This is a genomic window from Polaribacter aestuariivivens (genome assembly GCF_005885675.1).
Classification (GTDB): domain Bacteria; phylum Bacteroidota; class Bacteroidia; order Flavobacteriales; family Flavobacteriaceae; genus Polaribacter; species Polaribacter aestuariivivens.
This window is the reverse complement of record NZ_VANR01000001.1, coordinates 465,970-491,169: the sequence shown is the minus strand read 5'-3', so window position 1 is coordinate 491,169 and position 25,200 is coordinate 465,970. Positions and strand designations below refer to the sequence as shown.

Sequence of the window (25,200 nt, the reverse complement as noted above, 5' to 3'; positions counted from 1 at the left end):
ATACTTTTTAATTATTTTCGACTTCAACATAAAAGTTTTTATCAACTTCAATTTGTTGTTTTTGTTGAGACGATAATGGTAATTCTTTCTTTTCTGATGTTGGATAAATCCATTTTGGTTCATCATCAATAAAAATTCTTAAAGGCATTTTAAAGTCATCCACAACATTTTTCCATTGATAGGTTAATGTATTGTTGGCTATTTGATATTTAAAAACAGGAATTCTAATATCTCTTAAATATTGATTGAAAAAAGCATCTAAATCAATCCCAATTTCTTTACTTAAAAAATCTTCAATTTGTTGGGTAGTTACTGTTTGATGGTAGAAATCTTTGTTCATTTTTCTGAGAATCATTCTCCATTTTCCATCATCATTTACAATTTGTCTTAACGTGTGTAATAAATTTCCACCTTTTGGGTACATATCTCCAGAACCACCACTATTTACATCGTAATCTCCAATAATGGGTCTTTTGTTTTGAATTCCTTTTCTGGTTCCAATCACATATTCTGATGCTGCTTTTTTTCCATAATAATAGTCTAAAAATAAATTTTCAGAATAATTGGTAAAGCTTTCATGAATCCACATATCTGCAATGTCTTTGTAGGTGATATTGTTTGCAAACCACTCATGACCAGATTCGTGAATGATAATAAAATCGAACTTTAAACCCCAACCAGTTCCAGATAAATCTCTACCTAAATAACCTTGCTTAAATTGATTTCCATAAGTTACAGAACTTTGGTGTTCCATCCCTAAATAAGGTACTTGTACCAATTTAAAACCATCTTCATAAAAAGGATAAGGACCAAACCAATGCTCAAAAGCCTTCATCATTTTTGGAGCGTCTTTAAACTGTTTTTTTGCTTTTTCTAAATCTGGTTTTAAGACATAATAGTCCATATCTAAATTGCCTTTTTCGCCTTTATAAGTTTCAGAAAAATGAGTGTAATCACCAATATTAACGTTTACACCATAGTTGTTTATAGGATTTGCAACATACCAGTGATATGTTTTTGTATTTCCATTGTCTACAACACTTTTTAATTTTCCGTTAGAAACATCCATCAAATTTTTAGGTACTGTAACACTAATATCCATAGTTTCAACTTCATCATACATATGGTCTTTACAAGGCCACCAAACACTTGCGCCTAAACCTTGGCAGGATGTTGCTACAAAATGATTTCCATTGCTGTCTTTTTTCCAAGAAAAACCACCATCCCAAGGAGCTCTAACTGCTTCTTTAGGATTTCCTTCATAATATACAATTATGCTTTCTGTATTTCCAACTTTTTGTTTTTTTGTAAGTTGTACAAAATGAGCATTTCCATTGTGAATTACATTCAACACTTTTCCATCTTGTGTAACTTTGGTAATTTCTAAAGGTGCTTGTAAATCTATCTGTAACGTTTGATATTCTTTTAAAACAATATATTTTATGGTGTTTTTTCCTGAAATAAATTTTTCATCGGGTTTTACTTCTATATCTAAATGATAATAAGTTAAATCCCACCAAATTCTTTCAGGAGTTATGGAGCCTCTAAGTGTATCTTGCTTTGTGTATTTATTTCTTTCACTTAATAAACTTTGTGCATTTGCTGATAAAAACCCTATAAAAAGAAATAAAATTAATATTGATTTTTTCATGGTATTTATTTCAGTTTAAAACCTTGAGCAGGTTTTGCATTTAAAAGGTGAGTTACAAAATAATCCCATCGTTTTCGAGTCATATAATTAGTCATATCTCCATATCCATGTCTTTTATTTGGAAATAAAATCATGTCAAAATCTTTGTTAGCTTTTATTAAAGCCTCAACAACCAACATTGTGTTAGATGGTGGTACATTATTATCCATAGTTCCATGAGTAATTAATAATTTACCTTTTAAATCTTTTGCAATTAATTGATTTGCTTGATTGTCGTAATTCGTGGTTCCATCTGTTTTTCCTTCCAAAGTTCCTTCAACCAAAAGACCTTGCCATTTCTCTCCCCAATCAGCTTCATAGTTTCTGTTGTCGTGATTTCCTGCACCAGAAACAGCTACATCATAAAAATCAGGATATGCAAAAACTGCTCTTGTAGAAGCGAAACCTCCACCTGAATGTCCCCAAATTCCAACACGTTCTATATCCATACCTTTGTATTTTTGGGCTAATTGTTTAATAGCAGTAATATTGTCTGGCAAACCATTATCTCCCATGTTTCCATAATACGCATCATGAAAAGACTTCGAACGCATTGGAGTTCCCATAGCATCTACAGCAACCACTACAAAACCTAATTCTGCAACTGCTTGAAAGTCTCTCCAAACAGGTCTAAAACCATAATACCCTATACTTCCAGATTGTGGACCTGGATAAATGTAATTTAAAACAGGATATTTTTTAGACCCGTCGTAATTACTAGGTAAGAACATTAATCCGTAAAGATCTGTTTTTTCGTCTCTTGCTTTTACAGAAAACTCAATAGGTTCTTGCCAATTATTGGCTTTTAATTCAGAAATATCTGCAGTTTCTAAATTCATTATTTTTTCTCCATTTCCATTTCTTAAAACCGATACAGGTGGAGTTGTTGTTGTAGAATAGGTGTCAATCAACATAGAATAATCATCTGAAAAAGTAACAGAATGTGTTCCTTTAGATGGTGTTAAATTGGTGAGATTTGTTCCATCGAAATTTACTTTATAGTAGTAATTGTGGTAAGGATTTCCTTCTTCTTTTCCACCAGCAGAAAAATAGATTTGTCTATTTTTTTCATCAATATGTTTTACTTGTTTCACAAGCCAATCTCCAGAAGTTATTTGATTTTTTAATTCTTTTGTGGTTAAATCGTATAAATAAATATGACCCCAATTTGATTTCTCTGAATACCAAATAAATTCGTTAGAATCAAATAATACTTTCCAATTTTCAGCATTAACACCAGATTCGTAATACGTATCAACTTCTTCTTTATGAATAGATGCTATTTGTCCAGAATTTGCATCTGCAATTTGCAAATGTGCTATTTTATGATCTCTAGAACCAGAAACAAAAGCAAATTTAGTTCCTTCTTTGTTCCATTGTGCATCTAATAAAGTATTGTCCCAATCTGCAATATGGTCTGTTGTAGTTCCTCTTTGAAAATCTGGTTTCATTTTTAAACGAACCGTTTTTGGCTTGTTTCCTAAATGAATAATTACTCTTTCGATGGTAAAGATTTTCTCATCTCCAGGAAGTGGGTGTTTCCAAGCTTCTAATTTTGGATGCCCCACATTTGTAGATGTTAAATACATCATTCCAACACCTCTTGCGTCTTGTTGAAACGTAGCAATTTTATCAGAATTTGGCGACCATTTTAAAACAGCACCATCACTTTTAGTCCAACCAGCGTTGTTGGTTGCATATCCATAATCTTCTTTTCCATCGAAAGTAATTTGCGTTTTTTTATCCGTTTCAAGATTACGAACCCAAAGATTATAATTATCTATATAAGCTGCTAATTTTCCATTCGGAGAAACATGCTCGTTTCTGCTTGCTCCTTTTGTATTTGAAGTCTTTTTAGAAATAGAATTATCAGATAAATTATAAATGTATTGTTCTCTATTTGCTGAAAAATTTATCGATTTTAAATCATCAGAAATGGAAACTCCATAAATAGGCAATTCGTTAGCTTTTATTTCTTTATCTAACTCTTTAGAAAGAACGTCAGCTAATTTTTGATGGTTGAAAGCATCTTCTTTTGTTTTAGAATCTGAATTAACCAATACAAATCTTTTTCCATCTTTATTCGTGGTAACATATAATACAGAATTCTCAGCAACAAAAGAACTTCCAGAAACTTGGTTATGTACAAGACTGTACAAACTTCTGTCCATATGTTTTGCTGCAGCTTCATATTCTGCCACTGTAAATTCTTTTTGTTTTTCTTCTTTGGTACAATTAAACATTAATAGCGATAAGCAAGTTACCACTGTAATTTTTAGAGTTTTTATTTTCATGTTTTTAACTTTGTTGTTGGTGTAAGTCTGTGAAATAAGTGTAAAAGTGAGGAATGGTTTCAATTCCTTTTAAATAATTCCAAACACCAAAATGTTCGTTTGGAGAATGAATGGCATCTGAATTTAATCCAAATCCCATTAAAATAGTTTTGCTTTTTAGTTCTTGCTCAAAAAGTGAAACAATTGGTATACTTCCTCCACTTCTTTGCGGAATTGGAGTTTTACCAAAAGTAGTTTCATAAGCTTTACTCGCAGCTTGGTAAGCAATATTATCTATTGGAGTAACATAACCTTGTCCTCCATGATGTGGTGTAACTTTTACTTTTACTGCGCTTGGAGCAATACTCTCAAAATGTTTTTTGAATAATTCCGTAATTTCTCTCCAATCTTGATTTGGAACCAATCGCATTGAAATTTTGGCAAAAGCTTTGCTTGCAATTACTGTTTTTGCGCCTTCACCAATATAACCTCCCCAAATTCCATTTACATCTAAAGTAGGTCTAATAGAGTTTCGCTCGTTAGTTGTATAGCCTTTTTCTCCATAAACATCACCAATAGCAATCGATTTTTTATAATCTTCTATAGAGAATGGAGCTTTTGCCATTTCTACTCTTTCTTCTGCTGATAAATTTTCCACTTTATCATAGAAACCAGGAATAGTAATATGATTGTTTTCATCGTGCAAAGAAGCAATCATTTTGGTTAAAATATTGATAGGATTTGCAACTGCACCTCCATACAAACCAGAATGTAAATCTCTATTTGGTCCAGTAACTTCGACTTCTACATAACTCAAACCACGCAAACCAGTGGTTATAGAAGGTATGTCGTTGGCAATCATTCCTGTATCTGAAATTAAAATGACATCATTGGCTAATTTTTCTTTATTTCTTGGAACAAACCATGCCAAACTTTCTGAACCTACTTCTTCTTCGCCTTCAATCATAAATTTTACGTTACAAGGTAAATTTCCTGTGGAAGTCATATACTCTAATGCTTTTACGTGCATGTACATTTGTCCTTTATCGTCACAAGCACCTCTTGCAAAAATTGCTCCTTCAGGATGTATATCTGTTTTTTTAATTACGGGCTCAAAAGGTGGAGAATGCCATAAATCTATAGGGTCTGCAGGTTGCACATCATAATGTCCATACACTAAAACTGTGGGTAAATTTGTATCGATAATTTTTTCTCCATAAATAATAGGATAGCCAGGTGTTTCACACATTTCAACATGTTCGCAACCTGCTTTTTTTAAACTTTCTAAAACAAAATCAGCTGTATTTAAAACATCTTTTTTGTAAGCTTTGTCTGCACTAATCGAAGGGATTTTTAATAAATCGATTAATTCGTCTAAAAAACGTTGTTTGTTATTTTTTATATAAGAATTTATAGAATTCATGAATATCTTTTTATTTCTCTCAAAAATATAAAAATTATAATGAACAAGTTTGTAGTTTCTAAGGATTGTTTATATTTGCATCCCGAAATCTTCGGAAAAGTTGCAGGCGTGGTGGAATTGGTAGACACGCTAGACTTAGGATCTAGTGCCGCGAGGTGTGAGAGTTCGAGTCTCTCCGCCTGTACAAAAAAATAGCTGATGTGAAAAACTTCAGCTATTTTTGTTTAAAGTAAAAAAGCTTTTATGAAATTGTATCCTTTAAAATTTTCTCCAGTTTTTAGCTACAGATTGTGGGGTGGAGAGAAATTGAAAACAGTTTTAAATAAAAAGTATTCTGAAAATAATATTGGAGAATCTTGGGAAATATCTGATGTAGGAAATAGTGAAACCCTTGTTTCTGAAGGTATTTATAAAGGAAAAACATTAAGAAATCTAATTGAAGAATTTAAAGGAGATTTTTTAGGAAATAAAGTTTACCAACGATTTGGGAATGAATTTCCTTTATTGGTAAAATTTATTGATGCAAAAAAACCTTTGTCTATTCAGGTGCATCCAAGTAATGAAGTTGCAAAAAAACGACACAATTCTTTTGGAAAAAATGAAATGTGGTACGTTTTGGAAGCTGATAAAAATGCAGAATTAATTGTTGGTTTTGATAAAAAATTGGATAAAGAAGGGTATAAAAAGCATTTAGACGAAGGTTCTATCTTAGAAGTTTTACACCATGAAAAAGTTGCTGAAGGAGATACTTTTTATATTCCTACGGGGAGAGTGCATGCTATTGGAGCAGGAGTTTTATTGGCAGAAATTCAGCAAACTTCTGATATTACGTATCGAATTTACGATTACGATAGAGTAGATGCTAAAACGGGTAAATTAAGAGATTTACATAGTGACTTAGCTATTGATGTGATTGATTTTAATTGTTATGATTCTTATAAAACTCCTTATGAGACAAAAACAAATAGATCTAACAAGTTGGTTCATTCGCCATATTTTAATACCAATATTTTAATTATTGATGGAGGATTACAAAAAGATTACTCTAAATTAGATTCTTTTGTAATTTATATTTGTGTTGAAGGACAGTTAGAAATAGAACAAAACAACGAAAAATATCAAATCATAAAAGGAGAAACGATATTATTGCCAGCCTCAATAAATAATGTGGAATTACAAACAGTTTCAGTAAAAAGTAAACTGTTAGAAGTTTATTTATAAACTACAATTAATTTTTTTACAATTCTATAACTTCAAAATCATCTGATTTTTCAGCAAAGGCGAACATTGCTTTTGTTTCTTCAGGAGGAATAGTTAGTTTTCTTTTCGTCAAATCTATCCAAGCTCCGTAAACTTTTATGATGGCAGATAATTTTCCTGCTTCATTAAAAACTTCATGAATAATTTTCCAACGTTCGTTGTTTTTAGATAAACCTTGTAACTTTAAGTTCACGGTAATATTTTCACCTAAATGAATTTCTTTTCTAAAAGAGGTTTCTTCAGTAAACAAAATCGGACCAAGATTGTGTTTCGTAAATTCATGAATAGAAAAGTTATATTTAGCAAAATAACGAACTCTCACTTCAGCAGCATAATCATTGTAGGCTGTGTGACGCATATGTCTGTTAGGGTCAAAATCTGACCATTTTGTAGCGAAGGTTACTTGAAAACTCATAAATTAAGAAAGATTAAACAATAAAAAAACCTGATAAATTTTATTTTATCAGGTTATAAAAATATTTATTTTGTTAGTTTTTTACAATGTGTACATCGTTTTTTAACTTTAATTCACTCAAAACATTTAATGCTTCAGCAACATATAAATCTTTAGCGAGACTTTTATGCCAATCATCTCTTTTGTCTTTTAAAATAGAATCTTTTTGAAATAAAGGAAATTCATATTTTGGAGATGTAAATGTTAAATTAGAATTATATTCAAATGCAGTTTTGTATTTTTTTGATGCATTTTCTTGTTTTTTACTATCTTTTGAAAAATCTTTATAATTTAAAGAAAAAGAAGTGTTTTCTTGGTTTTCTTTTAACCACTTTGCATAGTCATTTATCAAATTAAACTTTGAGCTATTTGCAATTCTGTTTTTACTATTATTAATAACTTCGGAAAAATTTTGGTAAGAATTTGTTTGTGTGTATTTCGCTTGTGGAACTTTATCCCAAGCTAATGCACCATCTAAATCACGTTCTCCAAACTTCATATAACTATATCTACTTGGTATGGCAATATCAGAATACACTCCTTCAATTTGAGTAGAACCACCATTAACTCTGTAAAATTTTTGAATAGTCATTTTGATAGCACCTAAATCATCTTCAAATTTTGGATAAAAATTATTGATAGGAATGACACTTTGTACAGTACCTTTTCCATAAGTTTGGTTTCCTCCAATAATTACTGCTCTTCCATAATCTTGCATTGCAGCTGCAAAAATTTCTGATGCAGATGCAGACAATTCGTTTACTAAAACGACAATAGAACCTTTCCATTGCATTTTCGGATCTAGGTCGTCTTTTACAATTGGTTCTTGACCTCTGTATTTTACTTGTACAATTGGTCCTTGAGTGATAAATAAACCAGCAATTTCAATAGCAGTTTTTAAAGATCCACCTCCATTATTTCTTAAATCTAAAATTAGGCCAGAAACGTTTTCTTCTTTTAAACGCTCAATTTCTTGTTCCATATCTTTTGCAGAATCACGATAATTTTTATCATCAAAACTAATGTAGAATTTTGGTAAATCTATAATTCCATATTTTTTACCGTCTTTTTCTACAATGCTGGATTTTACAAAAGTTTCTTCTAGCTCTACAACATCTCTAATTATAGAAATAACTTTAGTTGTACCGTCTAATTTTTTCTTTACAGTTAATCTTACTTCAGTTCCTTTTTTTCCTTTTATAAATTTAATAGCATCGTCTAATCGCATACCTACAATATCTATAGGCTCTTCATCACCTTGTGCTACTTCTAAAATAATGTCACCATCTTCTAATTCGCCTTGTTTCCATGCTGGACCTCCAGAAACTAATTCAAAAACCTCTGTATATATTCCTTTTTTTGATAATCTTGCTCCAATACCTTCTAATTTACCAGACATATCTTGGTCAAAACGTTCTTTCATTCTTGGTGCCATGTATGTTGTGTGTGGGTCAAAAGCACCAACAACACTGTTTAGAAAGGTTGAAAACCAATCTTCATGTTCTAATTCTTCAATTCTTAAGTAAAGCTCGTTCATGTTTTTTAAAACTTCTGCTCTAGCTTCTTTTTCAAGTTCGTCAAAAGATTTTACTTTGTATTTCTTATCTTTTTTTAGCTTACTTTCTTGTTTTTCTATTTTATCTTGAATTCTACTAAGCGTGCTTAATTTCAATTGTTTTCTCCAATAATCAATGAGCTCATTTTCGTTTTTTGCAAACGGAACTTTGTCATAGTCAACATCAATTTTTTCTTTTTTAGAAAAATTAAAAGGTTTAGCTAACAAATCTGCATAATACAGTTTTGCATTTTTAGTTTTTTCTGAAAAACGATTGTAAACCAAATTATAAAAAGATACGTCGTCTTTTAAAAGTTGATCATCTATTTTGTATTTGTATTTTGAAAACTCTTTAATATCTGCTTGTGTGAAATATCTTTTACTAGGATCTAAACCATCAATAAAGTTTTTGAAAACTTGTTCAGAAAAATTATCATTCATGTCTTTTACTACAAAATGACCTCTTGTAAGAATGTTTTTTAAAACATATACAAGAATTTTATCTTTATTAGGGTCTTTTATATCTAGTTCGCTTTTAGCTTGAAAACTAAAGCTAGATAATAACATTAAAAATGCTAAAATGGAAATACTTATTTTTTGTTTTGAATTCATAAATTATATGTCGTAAATTTTATTTTTAATTACTATTTTAAGTTGTTAAACTACTAAAATAATGCCAAAAATTTAAAAATTAATTTTTGTTTTTATTTTTTATAGATTCCTCTGAATACCTCAGAAATTACTTTTCCTTTTTCATTTACATATTCCCAAACTTGGGTAACAGAGTTGTCTTTGTTTTTATGCCAAGTAATTCTATTGTAATAATTTCCTTTTTCAGATTCGATTAATTTACTTTTTAACACCATTTTTTCATCGACCAAATTACCTTTTAAAATTAAAGAAAATCCGGTATTATCTATCCAAACTTGGTTCCAGCTATTATCTATCTTATTGTAAAAATTATAGCTTGTGCCTTTGTTTGAACTAGTATTGGAAACCCAATTCTCTTGCAAAGCACAATTTTCTTGTATTTTTTGAATTTTGTTTTTACCAATTAAATTGTTTTTTGTGTCATAAACACTCCAGTCTCCAATCCAAAAATCGAATTGATTATATTCTATTCCAGCACAAGGTTTGTTTGAACTTGATTGAGCTCTAAAATTAGTTGAAATAAGAAGTATTAAAATAACTATAAATTTCAAAAAAAGTCGATTCATTGTATTATAAATTAGCTCCTTACAATGTTACATAAAAATCTTAAACAACATTCTTTATAAAATGTTAAAAACAAATTCGATTAAAATAAATTACATTTGTATTTAAAACAATTAAAATGCAAGAAAAACCATTAATTTTAGTGACAAATGATGATGGAATAACTGCTCCTGGGTTAAGGGCGTTAATACGAATAATGAATAAGATTGGAGATGTTGTAGTTGTTGCACCAGACAGTCCTCAAAGTGGCATGGGGCATGCCATTACTGTAGATAATGTACTTACCTGCAATCCAATAACTATTGATGAAGGACCTCAATTAGAGTATACTTGTTCTGGAACACCTGCAGATTGTGTAAAAATGGCGATCAATCAAATTTTGAACAGAAAACCAGATTTGTGTGTTTCTGGGATAAATCATGGAGCAAATTCTTCAATTAACGTAATTTATTCTGGAACTATGAGTGCTGCAATTGAAGCAGGTATTGAAGGTGTACCAGCAATTGGATTTTCATTATTAGATTTTAAATGGCATGCAGATTTTAAACCATCAGAAGAATTTGTAAAAAATATAACTTTAAATGCTTTGTTAAACGGAATTCCAGAAGGTGTTGTTTTAAATGTTAATATTCCTAATTTAAAGAAAGAAGAAATTAATGGTATAAAAATTTGCAGGCAAGCAAATGGATATTGGAAAGAAATTTTTGACAAACGAAAAAGTCCATTTGGAAAAGAATACTATTGGCTTTCTGGCGAGTTTGTAAATAAAGATAAGGGACAAGATACCGATATTTATGCATTGGAAAATGGTTATATTTCTGTAGTTCCTGTTCAATTTGACATGACAGCTCATCACATGATTCAAAAACTAAATTCATGGGAACTGTAAAAAAAGATGTTTTAATTGGTGTTTTGGTAGCGTTATTTGCAACTTTTGGAGGCATTTTTTTGTACTTAGAGTATTTCTCAAAATTTAGTTTTAACGATACTTTAAAAATGATTAACGAAGGGAAATTGTATGGGAAAGTACTTTCTTTAGCTGCGATTCCAAATTTATTTGTGTTTTTTGTTTTTATCAAAAAGAAACAAGACAATAGAGCAAAAGGAGTTTTAATTGCTACTATTTTAATAGCGCTTACAACTTTAATTTTAAAGTTTTTTTAAAATGAAATATTACATAATTGCAGGTGAAGCTTCAGGTGATTTACATGGTTCTAACTTAATGAAAGAACTTTTTAAACAAGACGAAAATGCGGATATCCGTTTTTGGGGTGGAGATTTAATGCAAGCTGTAGGCGGTACTTTGGTAAAACACTACAAAGAACGTGCTTTTATGGGTTTTTTGGAAGTTTTAATGAACCTATCTAAAGTATTAGGATTCATAAAATACTGTAAAAATGATATTGCCATATTTAAACCAGATGTAATTATTTTTATTGACAATTCTGGTTTTAATTTACGCGTTGCAAAATGGGCAAAAGAAGCTGGCTTTAAAACCAATTATTACATTTCACCTCAAGTTTGGGCAAGTAGAGCAGGAAGAGTTAAAGACATTAAAAGAGACATTGATAAAATGTTTGTAATACTTCCTTTCGAAAAAGAATTTTATAAAACATATAATTACGAAGTTGAATTTGTAGGACATCCTTTAATTGACGCCATTAGTGATAGAACCCAAGTAAAAGAAAAAGATTTTCGTGAAAAACATCATTTAGGTAATTTACCAATTATAGCATTGTTACCAGGAAGCAGAAAACAAGAAATATCTAAAATGTTATCCGTAATGTTATCTATTATTGATGATTTTGAAGATTACCAATTTGTAATTGCTGGCGCTCCTAGTCAAGAAAATAAATTTTATAAAGATATTATTGGAACTAAAAAAGTACAATTTATAGATAATAAAACACACGATTTATTAAGTGTTTCTTATGCAGCATTGGTAGCTTCTGGAACTGCCACTTTAGAAACTGCATTATTTAAAATTCCACAAGTTGTTTGTTATAAAGGGAGTGCTATTTCTTATCAAATAGCAAAAAGAATAATTACCTTAAAATACATATCTTTAGTAAACTTAATAATGGACAGAGAAGTTGTAAAAGAGTTAATTCAAAATGATTTTACGACAAAAAATCTTAAAAAAGAACTTCGCAAAATCCTTGAAGAAGAACACAGACAAAAGTTGTTTTTAGACTATTTTGAACTAGAAAAAAAATTAGGTGGAAAAGGAGCATCAAAAAAAGTAGCATCCAAAATAGTAAAAGAATTATTTTAAATGAAAAAAATAGTTTTTTTATGGACTTTCATTTTATTATTAATGAGTTGTGGTACTTCAAAAAAAGTACCAAAAAAATCAAACAAGACCTATACTAAATCAGAAAAAATTGTTGCGAATGCCCTCAAATACAAAGGTGTTAAATACAGGTTTGGAGGTATCACAAAAAAAGGAATGGATTGTTCTGGTATTGTATATGTTTCATTTTTAGAAGAAAATATACAATTGCCAAGAATTTCTAGAGATATGGCAAAAACTGGGCAGAAAATTCCATTAAAAAAAGCCCAAAAAGGCGATTTGCTGTTTTTTAAAACTTCTAAAAAAGGAAGAGGTATAAACCATGTTGGTTTAATTGTTTCTGTAAAAAACAACAAAATTCGTTTTATACATTCTACAACCTCAAGAGGTGTCATAATTTCACAATTATCAGAAAAATACTGGAAAAATGCTTTTGTAAAAGCAATGAAAATTCTTTAAATATATATTGCAACCTTTTGATGTTTAGTGGTTTGGTTTAAAATTATTATCTTTAGCTTGCTATGAAAAAGTTAAAGAATTATTTGCCAATGCATTTTACAATGTTTTTGGTTTTTGGAATCTGTTTGCAATATTATACTCAATTTTGGCAATTTGGTTTTAAAAAAATCTTTTATCCTATTCTCTTTTTGCTTTTATGTTTTCTATTTAAAAGCAAGATTTTTACCACAATTATAACTGCAATAACTTTCTTTTTTATTGGTGTTTTCTCGGTTTTTATTGCAAACGATGTTAATTATGATAATTATTATAAAAAGTATTTACAAGAAAGTTCAAAAGTTGTTATTGTTGTAAAAAAAGTTTTAAAACCAGGGTTTTATTATGATAAGTATGAGGTGGAATTAATACAAGTAAACCAAACGAAAACAAGAGGTAAAGTATTACTAAATATTCAAAAAGATAGCCTTTTTAACTCATTAAAAGTAGATGAAATTTTACACGTAAAAGCAGAGTTTAAAGAATTAATACCACCATTAAATCCCCATCAATTTAATTATAAATCATACCTAGCAAAACAAGGTGTTCATCAACAAATATTTATTGATAATTACCAGTATTTTAAGTCAAAAAGACAACACTTTTCACTCATAGGGTTGTCAGCAAAATTTAGAGATTTTGTTCAAGCTTCTTTAAGAAAATATCAATTTGAAAAAGACGAGTTAGCAGTAATAAATGCATTGCTTTTAGGACAAAGACAAGACATTTCAAAAGAATTGATTGCAGATTATTCCAGAGCAGGAGCCATTCACATATTGGCAGTTTCTGGTTTACATGTGGGGGTTATTTTGCTAATATTAACAATAATTTTTCAACCTTTAGAAAAGCTAAAAAATGGTAAATATTTAAAAATTACTCTAATTGTATTACTGTTATGGATGTTTGCTTTTATAGCGGGACTTTCAGCATCAGTGGTTAGAGCAGTTACGATGTTTACTTTTTTAGCAGTTGGTTTAACTTTTAAGAAAAAAAATATTGTTTTTTTCTCATTAGTCTCATCTCTTTTTTTGTTACTTATTGTAAAGCCAATGTTTTTATTTGACGTTGGTTTTCAGTTAAGTTACTTAGCAGTTTTTGGTATTATTTGGGTGCAACCAAAGTTATACAATTTGTGGAATCCTAAAATTATAATTATAAATAAGTTATGGCAATTATTTACAGTGTCTATTGCAGCGCAAGTTGGTATTTTACCTTTAAGTATTTATTATTTTGAGCAAATTCCTAGCTTGTTTTTAGCTTCTAACTTAGTAATTATTCCTTTTTTAATGTACATTTTAATTGGAGGAATTTTGTTAATTACATTGGCAATTTTAAATATTTTACCACAATTTTTTGCTGATATATATGGAGAAGTGATTTCTTGGATGAACAGTTTTGTAAGTTGGATTTCTCATCAAGAAGCTTTTCTATTTAAAGAAATTTCAATTTCATTTTTAACAATGCTGGTTTGGTATGTTTTTATCTTCTTTGGTGTTGATTTTTTACTTCAAAAATCACAAAAAAAGTTGTTATATGTTTTGTCTGCTATTTTATTAATTCAGGCTGTTACCTTTTTTGAAAAGAAACAAAAATTGTCTTCAGAAGCATTTATTGTTTTTCATAAAAGTAGGTTCTCAATCATTGGAAAAAGATCAGGAAAAGAACTATTACTTCAACATGATTTAGATTCTTTAAAATTTAAAAATGATAATAATATAAAATCTTATCGAGTTTCAGAGGCAATTTCAAAGATAAAAACAACAAATTTCAATAACTTTATAAAATTCAACAAGCACAATATTTTAATTATTGACAGTTTGGGTATTTACAAATTAATAAATTTGGAAAAGCCTATTGTTGTTTTACAATATACTCCGAAAATAAATGTAGAAAGATTAATAAAAACAATAAAACCCAAGCAAATAATTGCAGATGGTTCCAATTATAAAAGTTATATAAATAGATGGGAGATAATTTGTGAGAAAAAGAATATTCCTTTTCATTACACAGGAAAAAATGGTGCTTTTATTTTAACTAAATAGACTTATAAATTACTTTTAAAGTCTTTCTCAAAATCTTCCCATTTGATTGTTTTATAACTTTCTGTAGATAAATAAGAAAGTATTTTTTCAAAGGATTCTTTGTCTAAGTATCCAGGAATTCGCTCAATCACTACTTCTGCGTTATTTAAAAAAATAGTTGTTGGATAAGACAATTTTCCGTTCATTAGAGTAACAGCTAATTCGTGATAAGCAGTTCTTCCACTTTTTTGATATTTAAAAGTATGATTTTTATAAACGATGTCTTTTTTTTCTTCACCATTTAGTGCTATAGCATAAAAATTTTCATTTATAATTTTGGCAATGGTTTGATTCGAATATGTTTCTAAATCCATTTTTTTACAATAGCCACACCAAGTTGCAAACACTTTTATTAAAATAGGTTTTGGTGTTTCTTTATTTAGTGCAATAGCTTCTTCAAAAGACAACCATTTTACTTTATCTTGAGCTTTTATATTTGCTGCAACAAAAACAATTATTAAAAAGAATATAATTTTTTTCATATTGATGTGTATACAATTATAATACCAAATTTGTAAATAAACTTTTTGAGCATAAAAAACCTCATAAAATTAATTTATGAGGTTTTTTAATTGTTTTTAATGAACGTTGCCCATTAATTTTTTCATCAGTGGAGAAAATAATAGTACAATTGCTCCAGCGCCTAAAGCATACAAAGCAATTAAGTGGAAACCATCTGTATAAACATTCAAAGTGTCTAAACCACCAACATTTTTGTCAGTGCTTTCTATAGCTAGTTGTTCTCCTATAAAACCAACAATTTGAAAAGCGAAGGCAGATGATAAAAACCAAACTCCCATCATAAAAGCAACAATATTTTTTGGTGATAAATCTGTAATTTTTGATAACCCTACAGGAGACATGAATAATTCTCCCACAGAAATAATAAAATACATTACTAATAAGTATGTAAAAGGAACCATTCCGTTTTCATCTGCACTAGTACCACTTATAGAAAGTATGTAAAAACTTGCACCTGCTAAAAGAAGTCCTAAGCCAAATTTATATGGAGTTCTTGGGTTTAGTTTATTCTTAGCCAAATAACCCCACAAAAGAGAAATTGGAATTGCTAAAATTATAATAAACATCGAGTTTAAAGCATTTGTTTGACTTGCAGACATAATACCATCTAATGCTACGTTTCTTGAAGCAAATAATGTAATTACACTTCCAGATAATTCATGAAAACCCCAGAATAATGTCATAAAAAAAGTAATTAAAACTGCCATAAACAATTTCTTACGAGCAACAGAATCTAAGCTATACATAATGTAACCTAGATAGGCTAAAACAGCAAAACCAATGAATTTAAAAATTCCACCTACATAATTTTGTTGCCAAGAAGAAAGTAAATAAGCAATTACAGGTACAAATAATACAGCTATAATTGGTACGAATGTTTTTTGAGGAATTCCTATAATTTTCTTCTCATAAATTTCTTGACTTGGAGGCATACCCTTATCACCAAAAACATTCTTTTTAATACCACTCCAAAAGAAAATTAATCCAGCCATCATGCCTATTCCAGCCAAACCAAAACCATAATGCCAACCATACTCAGCAGCTAACCAACCACATAAAAGAGGTGCTACAAAACCACCAATATTAATACCCATATAAAAAATGGTAAAACCAGAGTCTTTTCTAACATCGCCTTCTTTGTATAAGGCACCTACAAAAGTTGATATATTTGGTTTAAAAAAACCGTTACCTACAACAATTAATGCAAGTGCTGTAAAAAATGCAATATCATGTTCTATTGCTAATACAAAATGTCCAATTGCCATTAAAATTCCACCCAAAAAAATGGAAGATCTCATTCCTAAAATTTTATCAGAAATTTGTCCACCAATAACAGTGGAAGCATAAACCAAAGAACCATAAGAAGCATAAACAACAGCGGTTGCTGTATCTCGTTCTGCAATTGCTTTAAATATTTCTTGAACCATATAAAGCGTTAACAACGCTCTCATTCCATAGAAACTAAAACGCTCCCATAATTCTGCAAAAAATAAGTAAAATAACCCTTTTGGGTGTCCAAACATTTGTGGATCTTCTGTAGTTGTACTAACTCCTTTGTCTAACATAATTATTGTTTATTTATTTTTTTATTGATTTATTAAATGCTCTTCTAAAAAGTTTGTCATTTTTGTATACAAATTCAAGCGCATATTTTTCCCTTTATAAATACCATGAGTTCTATCTGGAACAATAAATTGGTCGAATTGTTTATTGGCTTCAATAAGTGCGTTTGTCATTCTAAAACTATTTTGTACATGTACATTATCATCTCCAGTTCCATGAACTAATAAATAGTTTCCTTGTAATTTATCTGCGTAATTAATTGGAGAATTTTCATCGTAACCAGTTGGGTTTTCTTGTGGAGTTCTCATAAAACGCTCAGTATAAACTGTATCATAAAATCGCCAAGAGGTTACTGGTGCTACTGCAATTGCTGTCGTGAAAATATCGTTTCCTTTTAATAATGAATTTGTACTCATATGACCACCAAAACTCCAGCCCCAAATTCCAACATTATCTTCATCAATATAAGAACGTTCAGCTAATTTTTTAGCTGCTGCAATTTGATCTTCAGTTTCGTATTTTACTAAGTTTAAATATGTTGATTTTTTAAAATCAGCACCTTTAAAACCAGTTCCACGTCCATCTACACAAACTACAATCAAACCTTTTTGAGCTAACATATTGTGCCAATAATCATTACTTGCATTCCATTTATTTGCGACTTGTTGTGAACCTGGACCAGAATATTGAAACATTAATAATGGATACCTTTTGTTTTCGTCAAAATCTACAGGTTTAATCATCCACATATTTAACTCGTTTCCATTAATTTCTATCGTAGAAAATTCTTTAGGGCTCATTTTGTAATCAGATAAATCATTTTTTAACTTATCGTTATCTTTTATTACTTGTAACATTTCGCCTTCTGCAGTATATAAAGAATATTTTGGAGGAGTTTTTGCAGACGAATATGTATTTATAAAGTAGTTTAAGTTATCACTAAAAGAAGCTGTATTTGTACCTTCTTTATTGCTTAATAATTTTTTATTGTTTCCGTCTAAATCAATAGAATAAATACCTCTGTTTATTGAACCATTCTCTACAGATTGATAGTAAATACTTTTTTTATTACTGTTGTAACCGTAATAATCGGTTACTTCCCATTTTCCTTTGGTAATTTGGTTAATTAGTTTTCCAGAAAAATCGTAGTGATAAATATGGTTAAATCCGTCTTTTTCACTTGTCCAAATAAAACTATTATCATCTAAAAAAGTAAGGTTGTCAGTAATTTCTATATATGCTTTATCGGTTTCATTTAGTAGTAATGTTGAGCTACTTCTTAAGGCGTTTACTTTGTGTAAGTTTAAATTATTTTGATGACGATTTAAAGTGGTTGCCACCAAAATATTAGCATCATTAGACCATTTAATTCTTGGAATGTATTCATAATCGCCCAAAGCTATTTTTTTGGTGGTTTTATTAGCAAGTGAATACATGTGTAAAGTTACATCTGCATTTTTTTCACCAGCTTTAGGGTATTTAAATACTTGTTGAGTTGGGTAATTTTCTGAGCCAACTATATCCATAGAAAATGTTGGAACTTTACTTTCGTCGAAACGTAAAAAAGCTAAATAATTACTTTGTTTCCCCCATTCAAAAGCTCTAACAAAAGCAAATTCTTCTTCATAAACCCAGTCTGTAATTCCATTAATAACCTTATTAAATTCACCATCTTTTGTAACTTGAGTTAGTTTGTTTCCTTTTGATAAATCTAAAATATAAATATTATTGTTTTTTGCGTATGCAATTTTTTTACTGTCAGGAGAAAAGGTAGGCTCTTGAATATCTTCACCAATTAAAATTAGTTTTTTAGAACCAATATTGTAATAATAAAAAGTACCTGTAAAAGAGCGTCTGTATATTTTTTGAAAATTTGTTCCTAAAATTAAAGAAGACTCTTCATCATTAAAAGTATATGAAGAAAAAGCATCTAAACCATCTAAATTTTTACTATTTACAATGGTTTCAACCTTTTCTAAGGTTTTGTAGCTATATTTATCTACAGTTGTGTTTCCAGATTCATCTTTATTTAATAAAGAATAAAAGTTACCGTTCATGGAATTTAAAGCATTCATTCTTTCAGGAGAAAATGTACCATCCCAAATTTCTTCTAAAGTAATTTCTTTAGTTCCAGAGGTGTTTTTTGATGTATTATTTGTGTTTTCTTGGCAACTAATTAATAAAATAAATGTTGCAAAAATGAACAGTTTTTTCATTACAAAAATCGATTTAGTAAAAGTTTGTCAAGTTTACGGAAAAATCCGCAAAAAATGTTTTAAAAAAAGAGAAATGTTGAATGTTGCGTATTGTTTTAACGGATTGAATTATATTTGTTGGCAATAGTTTACAGAAAAATAAATGAGTAGAATAATATCTGGATTTTCCAAATTATCAAAAGAGGAAAAAATAAATTGGGTAGCAAAAAATTATTTTAACAATAATTCAAACGCAACCACAATCATAAAGCAATATTGGAACGAAAACGAAAAGCTACAACAACTTCATGACGATTTTATAGAAAACACCATTTCTAACTTTTATTTACCAATGGGTGTTGCACCAAATTTTGTAATAAATGATAGGGAATATGCAATTCCAATGGTAATTGAAGAAAGCTCTGTAGTTGCTGCAGCATCATTAGTTGCAAAATTTTGGAGCACTAGAGGTGGTTTTAAAGCTACAGTTTTAGGAACCACAAAAATTGGGCAAGTTCATTTTATGTTTTCTGGCGATAAAAAGAATTTAGAAACCTACTTTAATAAAAATAAAACTGAACTATATGCTGCAACTGCTTCCATTACTAAAAATATGGAAAAACGAGGTGGTGGAATTTTAGATATACAATTAGTTGATAAAACAAATAAACTTGCAAATTATTATCAATTGCATATCACTTTTGAAACGAAAGATTCAATGGGTGCAAATTTTATAAATTCTTGTTTAGAGGCTATTGCTGCTAAATTAAGAAACAATGAAATTGAAATTGTAATGAGTATTTTATCTAATTACGTTCCAGAATGTTTGGTAAGAGCAGAAGTGAGTTGTAAAATTGAAGATTTAGGTGGCGAAAATCCCCAGAAATTTGCCGAAAAATTTTATCAAGCTGTAAAAATTGCAGAAATAGAACCTTACAGAGCAGTCACTCATAATAAAGGAATCATGAATGGAGTTGATGCTGTTGTATTGGCAACTGCAAATGATTTTAGGGCAGTAGAAGCAGGTGTGCATGCCTATGCCTCTCGTTCAGGAAATTACACAAGTTTATCACATTGTACTATTGATAATGGAATTTTTAAATTTTGGATAGATTTACCATTGGCTTTGGGAACAGTTGGTGGTTTAACAGCTTTACATCCACTAGCAAAATTATCATTAGAAATGCTACAAAAACCTTCTGCTAAAGAATTAATGCAAATTATTGCAACAGCAGGTTTAGCTCAAAATTTTGCAGCTTTAAGAGCACTTACAACAAAAGGAATTCAGCATGGACATATGAAAATGCACTTGCAGAATATCTTAAATCAATTAGGAGCAACCACTGCAGAAAAAGAACAAATTGAAACTTATTTTGAGGGAAAAACAGTTGCTCATGCTGCTGTAGTTTCCAAATTTGAAGAACTGAGAAAAGAAAATACAAATTGGGTCGATTTTTTAAATTGTAAAGAATTAAAAAATACACTATCAAATTTAAAAGTAGATGCAATTCCAGTTTTTGGTAAAATGAATGGCCAGCAAATGGTAGAACATTTGGCCTTTTTAATGAAGGTTTCTAACGGAAAAATACATGCAGATTTTTTTGTAGAAGACGAAAAATCAGCAAGAAGAAAAGCCTTTTTAGATACAGATGGTGAGTTACAAGTTGGTTTTAAAGCACCCATGTTATCAGAAGAACCAATTCCTGCAAAGTTTACAACTTTGGAAGAATCAATCAATGATTTACTAAAGCAAATTGAAGATTTTCATGAACATTTTAAAACTGCAAAACATGAAAATCATCCATTTTTTGGTGAATTAGATTATGAATATTGGCAGAAATTTCACGTAAAGCATTTTACATATCATTTTAAACAATTTGAGTTAATTTAAAGTTGTCCCCTCGAGCGCAGTCGAGAGGTTTTAAGTACGTATTTAAATTAGGTTACGACTGCGCTCGACCAAATAAAACTATTTTGAAAAATTATTATTCAAACGGAAAACTTTTACTTACAGCTGAATACCTTGTTTTAGATGGTGCAACAGCTTTAGCTTTACCTACTAAATTTGGGCAAAATGTAATTGTTGAAAACATTAAAGAACCAGAAATTATCTGGGGAAGTTTTACAAATGAAGGTGAATGTTGGTTTGAAGCTATTTTAGATCTAAAAAAGTTGCGTTTAATATCAGCTACATTTAATTCAAGTAAAGAAGGAAGTGCAGATGTAATTGCAGAAACATTGTTAGATATTTTAAAGGAAGCCAAAAGAATGAATCCCTCTTTTTTAAAATCGGAAAATGGCTTTCTTGTAAAAACGGAACTTACTTTTCCAAGAGATTGGGGCTTAGGAAGTTCATCTACACTTATTAACTCTATTGCAAATTGGGCAAAAGTAGATGCTTTTCAACTGTTATGGAATTCTTTTAAAGGAAGTGGTTATGATATTGCTTGTGCGCAAAATAATACGCCCATTTTTTATCTAATTAAAGACAAAAAACCTGTTGTAAAGCAAGTTGATTTCAACCCTAACTTTAAAGAAAATTTGTTTTTTGTACACTTAAATCAGAAACAAGATTCCAAAGAAGGAATTGCAAAATTTAGAGAAAGTGGCAATAATTTTGATAAAGAAATTAAAAGAATTTCTGAAATTTCAGAAGAATTTTTAGAAGCAAAATCAATTTCAGAATTTAATAAATTAATAGTTGAACACGAACAAATTATCAGTTCAATCATCAAATTACAACCTGTAAAAGAAAAGTTATTTCCAGATTATTTTGGAGCAATAAAAAGTTTAGGTGCTTGGGGTGGCGATTTTGTAATGGTTACAGGAAATGAACAAACACCAACTTATTTTAAAAATAAAGGCTTTGAAACTGTTTTAACTTTCAAACAAATGATTTTATAAAAGATTTTTTAGATCTCGACTGCGCTCGACCTAACAATTAACTTACTAAATATGTCCTCGAGTGCAGTCGAGAGGTTTTATACAGAAAATGAATAAAATAATAATTATTGGAGGAGGAGCAGCAGGATATTTTACAGCCATAAATGCGAAAGAAAATAATCCAGATTTGGACATTACAATTCTTGAAAAAGGAAAAGATGTTTTACAGAAAGTTAAAATTTCTGGAGGAGGAAGATGTAATGTTACACATGCTTGTTTTGAGCCAAAAGAACTGGTGAAATTTTATCCTAGAGGAGAAAAAGAACTGTTAGGTCCTTTTCATCAATTTATGACAGGTGATACTTTTGAATGGTTTGATGATAGAGGAGTACCTCTTAAAATTGAAGATGATAATCGTGTTTTTCCAGAGGCAAATACAAGTCAAGCAATTATAGATTGCTTCCAAAAAGCTGTTGAAAAGTTAGAAATTAAAGTGTTGACAAATCATGGTGTAAACTCTGTTTATCAACAAGACAATCAATGGGTTGTTAACACAAAAGAACAAGTTTTTAAGGCAGATAAAGTAGTAATTGCGGCAGGAAGTTCTAAAAAGGTTTGGGAATTATGTGAAACTTTAAACCATTCTGTAATCGAACCAGTTCCATCATTATTCACGTTTAATATCAACGATAAAAGAATTGTAGATTTATTGGGTATTTCTGTTCCTAATGCAACTGTAAATATTGTAGGTACAAAATTAGAAGCTTCAGGACCTTTGTTAATTACACATTGGGGCATGAGTGGACCAGCCGTTTTAAAACTCTCTGCTTTTGGTGCAAGAATTTTGGCGGATAAAAAGTACCAATATAATGTTGAAGTAAATTGGCTTTCTAGACCTACTGATAAAATTTTAAATGTTTTATTGAATTTGAAAAAGAAAGAACCTCGAAAAACAGTGATATTAAAATCGCCTTTTGTTGAAATTTCAAAAAGATTATGGGAGCGTTTTGTTAAGTTTTCAGACATCAGTGCAACTCATAATTGGGCAGATTTAAATTCTCGCCAATTAGAAAATTTGGCAAACCAACTTACAAAAGGAGTGTATAATGCAAATGGCAGAACTACGTTTAAAGATGAGTTTGTAACTGCAGGAGGAATCGATTTAAAAGAAATTAATTTTAAACGATTTGAAAGTAGAAAACACAAAAACCTCTTTTTCGTTGGAGAAGTTTTAAATATTGATGCTGTAACTGGCGGTTTCAACTTCCAAAATGCGTGGACAGGTGGTTTTATTTGTGCAAAAGCCCTAGCAGAAGAATCATAAAATACGATTGTCACTTCATGTGAAGTGAAATGGAGTTGAGAAATCTAAAAATTATTTTTTTATATTAGATTTCTCCATAAAGTCCGAATGAAAGACTAAAAACAAACAACTAAAACCAAAAACCATAATTATGGCATTAACAGAATCCAATAATTTTCCAATGGGAACAAAAGCGCCCGATTTTACTTTACGAAACACAGTAAACGATAAAATGGTTTCTTTAACCGAGACAAAAGGCCAAAAAGGAACTGTAATTATGTTTATCTGTAATCATTGTCCGTTTGTAATTCACGTAAATAATGAGTTGGTAAAAATGGCGAATGAATACCAACAAAAAGGAATTGGTTTTATAGCCATAAGCTCTAATGAGATTGAAAATTACCCTCAAGATGCTCCAAAATTTATGAAGCAAGTTGCCCAAAAGTTACATTATCCTTTTCCGTATTTGTTTGATGAAACTCAAGAAGTAGCAAAAAATTACGATGCTGCTTGTACACCAGATTTTTATGTGTTTGATGAAAATTTATTAGCTGTTTATCATGGACAATTAGACAATTCCAGACCCAATAATGGAGTACCATTAACAGGAAAAGATATAAGAAATGCTTTAGATAATTTGTTGCAAAATAAACCTGTTTTAGAAAATCAAAAGCCAAGTGTTGGTTGTGGAATTAAATGGAAGTGATTTTTGAGTTTCGCTAACGGTCTCGGCTATGAGTAGTTGCGTGGGTTAGCACTTAACTTTGCAAGTACACACCAAGCTGAAAATCCGCGAGGATTTTCAGAAGTAGGCGAGAATAAGCAATTACTTATAGCCATTGTTGTATGCCGTTTTTTTTATCTAGGTATTTCTAATTCTCCTGTTATCATCTTACTTACTTTATTGAAGGCAGATTCTGAACTATATCCACTAAACGTTTCGCCTAATTTCCAATCTTTATTTAATAGATGTGATGTGTTAATAAACTCACTAAACTTATCTAGACTTTTTCCATCCAAACTTGAGTTTGCTGATTCATTTACAATATTTCCTAAAAGATAATTAATTGCTTTAGTTCCAAGTGTTTTTTGTATATAATAATTATTTCTATAATAGAATTGCTTTATTTCAGTATCAAATTCCATATCATAACTGCTTGAAAATGAATCAGGCCATTTTTCGTATACGATTGTCCAAGCATCTAATATAAATTCCTTAATACTAAGTGCAGATTCTTTCGAAAAATTAATTAATTCTTTACCTTTTAAGTTTTTATAATCTTTACTTTCAAGATATCGATTTACAATCTTTTTAATAGATTCGATAAATGCATTGACTCCAATTATTCCAATTTTTTGTTCTTCGTGAATCCCGAATTTAATCGCATTTAACCACTTATTTCTTTTAGAATTATCTTCATTTAAATAGTGAGCTATCTGTACTGAGATATGTTCATTTAAATCAGAGTATTTGATATTATTTTCTAGTATTCTATATTCAAAACTTGCTAGTCTAATCAAGTCAACTTTTATTCTTTTGCTTTTAGAATTAATGGTGTTAAATATCTCCATCTCCATTGACCTTTTGTTTTGAGGTGTAATTAGAATCGTAACATTTAGCATTAAGTCTTTTAATTCTGGATTATCAATTAATGCTTTTTCAATTCCTTTTATCCTATGTTGCCCATCAATGATTCTAAATAAATCAAAATCCTTTTTATTAATAGAAATTTTGGTTTCATCCTTAGATGTAATTTTATCTATTGAATTTTTATCAACACCTAAAATTATGGAAGTTGGAAAAATAAAAGCCTTATCTTCATTAATATATTTAGTTATTTTACTGTAGTGATTTAAATCAGGTTCTCTTTGATAACCGCCTTCGTCTTGACCGTAAACTAATACTTTACTTGATTCATTAATTATTTCAAATGGTAATACAGTTGAAATTAATTCGTGATCATTCTGTTTATATTTTATTATTGAGAATTCCAT

General features: G+C 29.7%; 20 protein-coding genes, 1 tRNA gene and 1 pseudogene. 12 read left to right on the top strand and 10 right to left on the bottom strand.

What is annotated here, in order from left to right:
* Positions 1–7: 7 nt before the first annotated feature.
* From FDT66_RS02105 to FDT66_RS02095, 3 genes are read right to left on the bottom strand one after another with little or no spacing between them, the layout of a single operon-like run.
* Positions 8–1,651: a M1 family metallopeptidase gene (locus FDT66_RS02105; protein ID WP_138534491.1), complete on the bottom strand. Its 1,644-nt coding sequence runs from the start codon at positions 1,649–1,651 to the stop codon at positions 8–10.
* Positions 1,652–1,656: 5 nt separating this feature from the next.
* Positions 1,657–3,984: a S9 family peptidase gene (locus tag FDT66_RS02100; RefSeq protein WP_138534490.1), complete on the bottom strand. Its 2,328-nt coding sequence runs from the start codon at positions 3,982–3,984 to the stop codon at positions 1,657–1,659.
* 4 nt (positions 3,985–3,988) lie between these two features.
* Positions 3,989–5,386: a dipeptidase gene (locus FDT66_RS02095; RefSeq protein WP_138534489.1), complete on the bottom strand. Its 1,398-nt coding sequence runs from the start codon at positions 5,384–5,386 to the stop codon at positions 3,989–3,991.
* A gap of 102 nt (positions 5,387–5,488) precedes the next feature.
* Between FDT66_RS02095 and FDT66_RS02090 the strand changes: the two genes are divergently transcribed.
* Positions 5,489–5,570: transfer RNA gene (locus FDT66_RS02090), tRNA-Leu, on the top strand.
* 59 nt (positions 5,571–5,629) lie between these two features.
* Positions 5,630–6,607, top strand: a complete 978-nt coding sequence (locus tag FDT66_RS02085) for a type I phosphomannose isomerase catalytic subunit (protein ID WP_138534488.1) — start codon at positions 5,630–5,632, stop codon at positions 6,605–6,607.
* Positions 6,608–6,623: 16 nt separating this feature from the next.
* On the opposite strand, the gene FDT66_RS02080 is transcribed toward FDT66_RS02085, so the two are convergent.
* From FDT66_RS02080 to FDT66_RS02070, 3 genes are all read right to left on the bottom strand, one after another.
* The gene (locus FDT66_RS02080) at positions 6,624–7,061 is read right to left on the bottom strand and encodes an acyl-CoA thioesterase (protein WP_138534487.1); all 438 of its coding nucleotides are present in this window, start codon (positions 7,059–7,061) and stop codon (positions 6,624–6,626) included.
* Positions 7,062–7,134: 73 nt separating this feature from the next.
* Entirely contained in the window at positions 7,135–9,267 is a 2,133-nt protein-coding gene (locus FDT66_RS02075; RefSeq protein ID WP_138534486.1) for a carboxy terminal-processing peptidase, read from the bottom strand.
* 92 nt (positions 9,268–9,359) lie between these two features.
* Positions 9,360–9,857 (bottom strand): hypothetical protein, encoded by a 498-nt coding sequence (locus FDT66_RS02070; protein ID WP_138534485.1) that lies wholly within the window; start codon positions 9,855–9,857, stop codon positions 9,360–9,362.
* A 131-nt stretch (positions 9,858–9,988) separates the two neighbouring features.
* On the opposite strand from FDT66_RS02070, the gene surE reads away from it, so the two are divergent.
* The 5 genes from surE to FDT66_RS02045 all read left to right on the top strand — a co-directional run bounded on the left by surE (position 9,989) and on the right by FDT66_RS02045 (position 14,700).
* Entirely contained in the window at positions 9,989–10,759 is a 771-nt protein-coding gene (gene surE / locus FDT66_RS02065) for a 5'/3'-nucleotidase SurE (protein WP_138534484.1), read from the top strand.
* A complete protein-coding gene (locus FDT66_RS02060; protein ID WP_138534483.1) occupies positions 10,747–11,034 on the top strand; it encodes a hypothetical protein in 288 nt (95 codons plus the stop codon). Before surE ends, FDT66_RS02060 begins: the two co-directional genes overlap by 13 nt.
* 1 nt (position 11,035) lies before the next feature.
* A complete protein-coding gene (lpxB, locus tag FDT66_RS02055) occupies positions 11,036–12,145 on the top strand; it encodes a lipid-A-disaccharide synthase (RefSeq protein WP_138534482.1) in 1,110 nt (369 codons plus the stop codon).
* Positions 12,146–12,622, top strand: a complete 477-nt coding sequence (locus FDT66_RS02050) for a C40 family peptidase (RefSeq protein ID WP_138534481.1) — start codon at positions 12,146–12,148, stop codon at positions 12,620–12,622.
* Between the two features lie 62 nt (positions 12,623–12,684).
* Positions 12,685–14,700, top strand: a complete 2,016-nt coding sequence (locus tag FDT66_RS02045) for a ComEC/Rec2 family competence protein (protein ID WP_171032297.1) — start codon at positions 12,685–12,687, stop codon at positions 14,698–14,700.
* A 2-nt stretch (positions 14,701–14,702) separates the two neighbouring features.
* Here FDT66_RS02045 and FDT66_RS02040 read toward each other — a convergent pair whose 3' ends face one another.
* The 3 genes from FDT66_RS02040 to FDT66_RS02030 all read right to left on the bottom strand — a co-directional run bounded on the left by FDT66_RS02040 (position 14,703) and on the right by FDT66_RS02030 (position 19,040).
* Complete coding sequence (locus FDT66_RS02040; protein WP_138534480.1) at positions 14,703–15,221, bottom strand: thioredoxin family protein; 519 nt, start codon at positions 15,219–15,221, stop codon at positions 14,703–14,705.
* Between the two features lie 96 nt (positions 15,222–15,317).
* Positions 15,318–16,826, bottom strand: coding sequence for a peptide MFS transporter (locus FDT66_RS02035; protein WP_138534479.1), 1,509 nt, complete (start codon positions 16,824–16,826; stop codon positions 15,318–15,320).
* 21 nt (positions 16,827–16,847) lie between these two features.
* Positions 16,848–19,040, bottom strand: a complete 2,193-nt coding sequence (locus tag FDT66_RS02030; protein ID WP_171032296.1) for a S9 family peptidase — start codon at positions 19,038–19,040, stop codon at positions 16,848–16,850.
* A gap of 142 nt (positions 19,041–19,182) precedes the next feature.
* Between FDT66_RS02030 and FDT66_RS02025 the strand changes: the two are divergent.
* The 5 genes and pseudogenes from FDT66_RS02025 to FDT66_RS02010 form a co-directional block, all read left to right on the top strand.
* Positions 19,183–20,451 (top strand): annotated as a pseudogene (locus FDT66_RS02025) (hydroxymethylglutaryl-CoA reductase, degradative); the annotation flags it as partial.
* A complete protein-coding gene (locus FDT66_RS14275; RefSeq protein WP_394347912.1) occupies positions 20,443–20,910 on the top strand; it encodes a DUF1569 domain-containing protein in 468 nt (155 codons plus the stop codon). The pseudogene FDT66_RS02025 and the gene FDT66_RS14275, both read left to right, overlap by 9 nt.
* 83 nt (positions 20,911–20,993) lie before the next feature.
* Positions 20,994–21,923, top strand: coding sequence for a GYDIA family GHMP kinase (locus FDT66_RS02020; protein WP_138534476.1), 930 nt, complete (start codon positions 20,994–20,996; stop codon positions 21,921–21,923).
* 88 nt (positions 21,924–22,011) lie between these two features.
* On the top strand, positions 22,012–23,226 hold the full coding sequence (locus FDT66_RS02015) for a BaiN/RdsA family NAD(P)/FAD-dependent oxidoreductase (RefSeq protein WP_138534475.1): 1,215 nt from the start codon (positions 22,012–22,014) through the stop codon (positions 23,224–23,226).
* 130 nt (positions 23,227–23,356) lie between these two features.
* Positions 23,357–23,911, top strand: coding sequence for a thioredoxin family protein (locus FDT66_RS02010; RefSeq protein WP_138534474.1), 555 nt, complete (start codon positions 23,357–23,359; stop codon positions 23,909–23,911).
* Between the two features lie 152 nt (positions 23,912–24,063).
* Here FDT66_RS02010 and FDT66_RS02005 read toward each other — a convergent pair whose 3' ends face one another.
* Positions 24,064–25,200 (bottom strand): DGQHR domain-containing protein, encoded by a 1,137-nt coding sequence (locus FDT66_RS02005; RefSeq protein WP_138534473.1) that lies wholly within the window; start codon positions 25,198–25,200, stop codon positions 24,064–24,066.

Bases quoted from the DNA above. Each gene is read 5' to 3' on its own strand.
- FDT66_RS02105 (WP_138534491.1), bottom strand. From the start codon at position 1,651: ATGAAAAAATCAATATTAATTTTATTTCTTTTTATAGGGTTTTTATCA.
- FDT66_RS02100 (WP_138534490.1), bottom strand. From the start codon at position 3,984: ATGAAAATAAAAACTCTAAAAATTACAGTGGTAACTTGCTTATCGCTA.
- FDT66_RS02095 (WP_138534489.1), bottom strand. From the start codon at position 5,386: ATGAATTCTATAAATTCTTATATAAAAAATAACAAACAACGTTTTTTA.
- FDT66_RS02085 (WP_138534488.1), top strand. From the start codon at position 5,630: ATGAAATTGTATCCTTTAAAATTTTCTCCAGTTTTTAGCTACAGATTG.
- FDT66_RS02080 (WP_138534487.1), bottom strand. From the start codon at position 7,061: ATGAGTTTTCAAGTAACCTTCGCTACAAAATGGTCAGATTTTGACCCT.
- FDT66_RS02075 (WP_138534486.1), bottom strand. From the start codon at position 9,267: ATGAATTCAAAACAAAAAATAAGTATTTCCATTTTAGCATTTTTAATG.
- surE (WP_138534484.1), top strand. From the start codon at position 9,989: ATGCAAGAAAAACCATTAATTTTAGTGACAAATGATGATGGAATAACT.
- FDT66_RS02060 (WP_138534483.1), top strand. From the start codon at position 10,747: ATGGGAACTGTAAAAAAAGATGTTTTAATTGGTGTTTTGGTAGCGTTA.
- lpxB (WP_138534482.1), top strand. From the start codon at position 11,036: ATGAAATATTACATAATTGCAGGTGAAGCTTCAGGTGATTTACATGGT.
- FDT66_RS02050 (WP_138534481.1), top strand. From the start codon at position 12,146: ATGAAAAAAATAGTTTTTTTATGGACTTTCATTTTATTATTAATGAGT.
- FDT66_RS02045 (WP_171032297.1), top strand. From the start codon at position 12,685: ATGAAAAAGTTAAAGAATTATTTGCCAATGCATTTTACAATGTTTTTG.
- FDT66_RS02040 (WP_138534480.1), bottom strand. From the start codon at position 15,221: ATGAAAAAAATTATATTCTTTTTAATAATTGTTTTTGTTGCAGCAAAT.
- FDT66_RS02035 (WP_138534479.1), bottom strand. From the start codon at position 16,826: ATGTTAGACAAAGGAGTTAGTACAACTACAGAAGATCCACAAATGTTT.
- FDT66_RS02030 (WP_171032296.1), bottom strand. From the start codon at position 19,040: ATGAAAAAACTGTTCATTTTTGCAACATTTATTTTATTAATTAGTTGC.
- FDT66_RS02015 (WP_138534475.1), top strand. From the start codon at position 22,012: ATGAATAAAATAATAATTATTGGAGGAGGAGCAGCAGGATATTTTACA.
- FDT66_RS02010 (WP_138534474.1), top strand. From the start codon at position 23,357: ATGGCATTAACAGAATCCAATAATTTTCCAATGGGAACAAAAGCGCCC.
- FDT66_RS02005 (WP_138534473.1), bottom strand. From the start codon at position 25,200: ATGGAATTCTCAATAATAAAATATAAACAGAATGATCACGAATTAATT.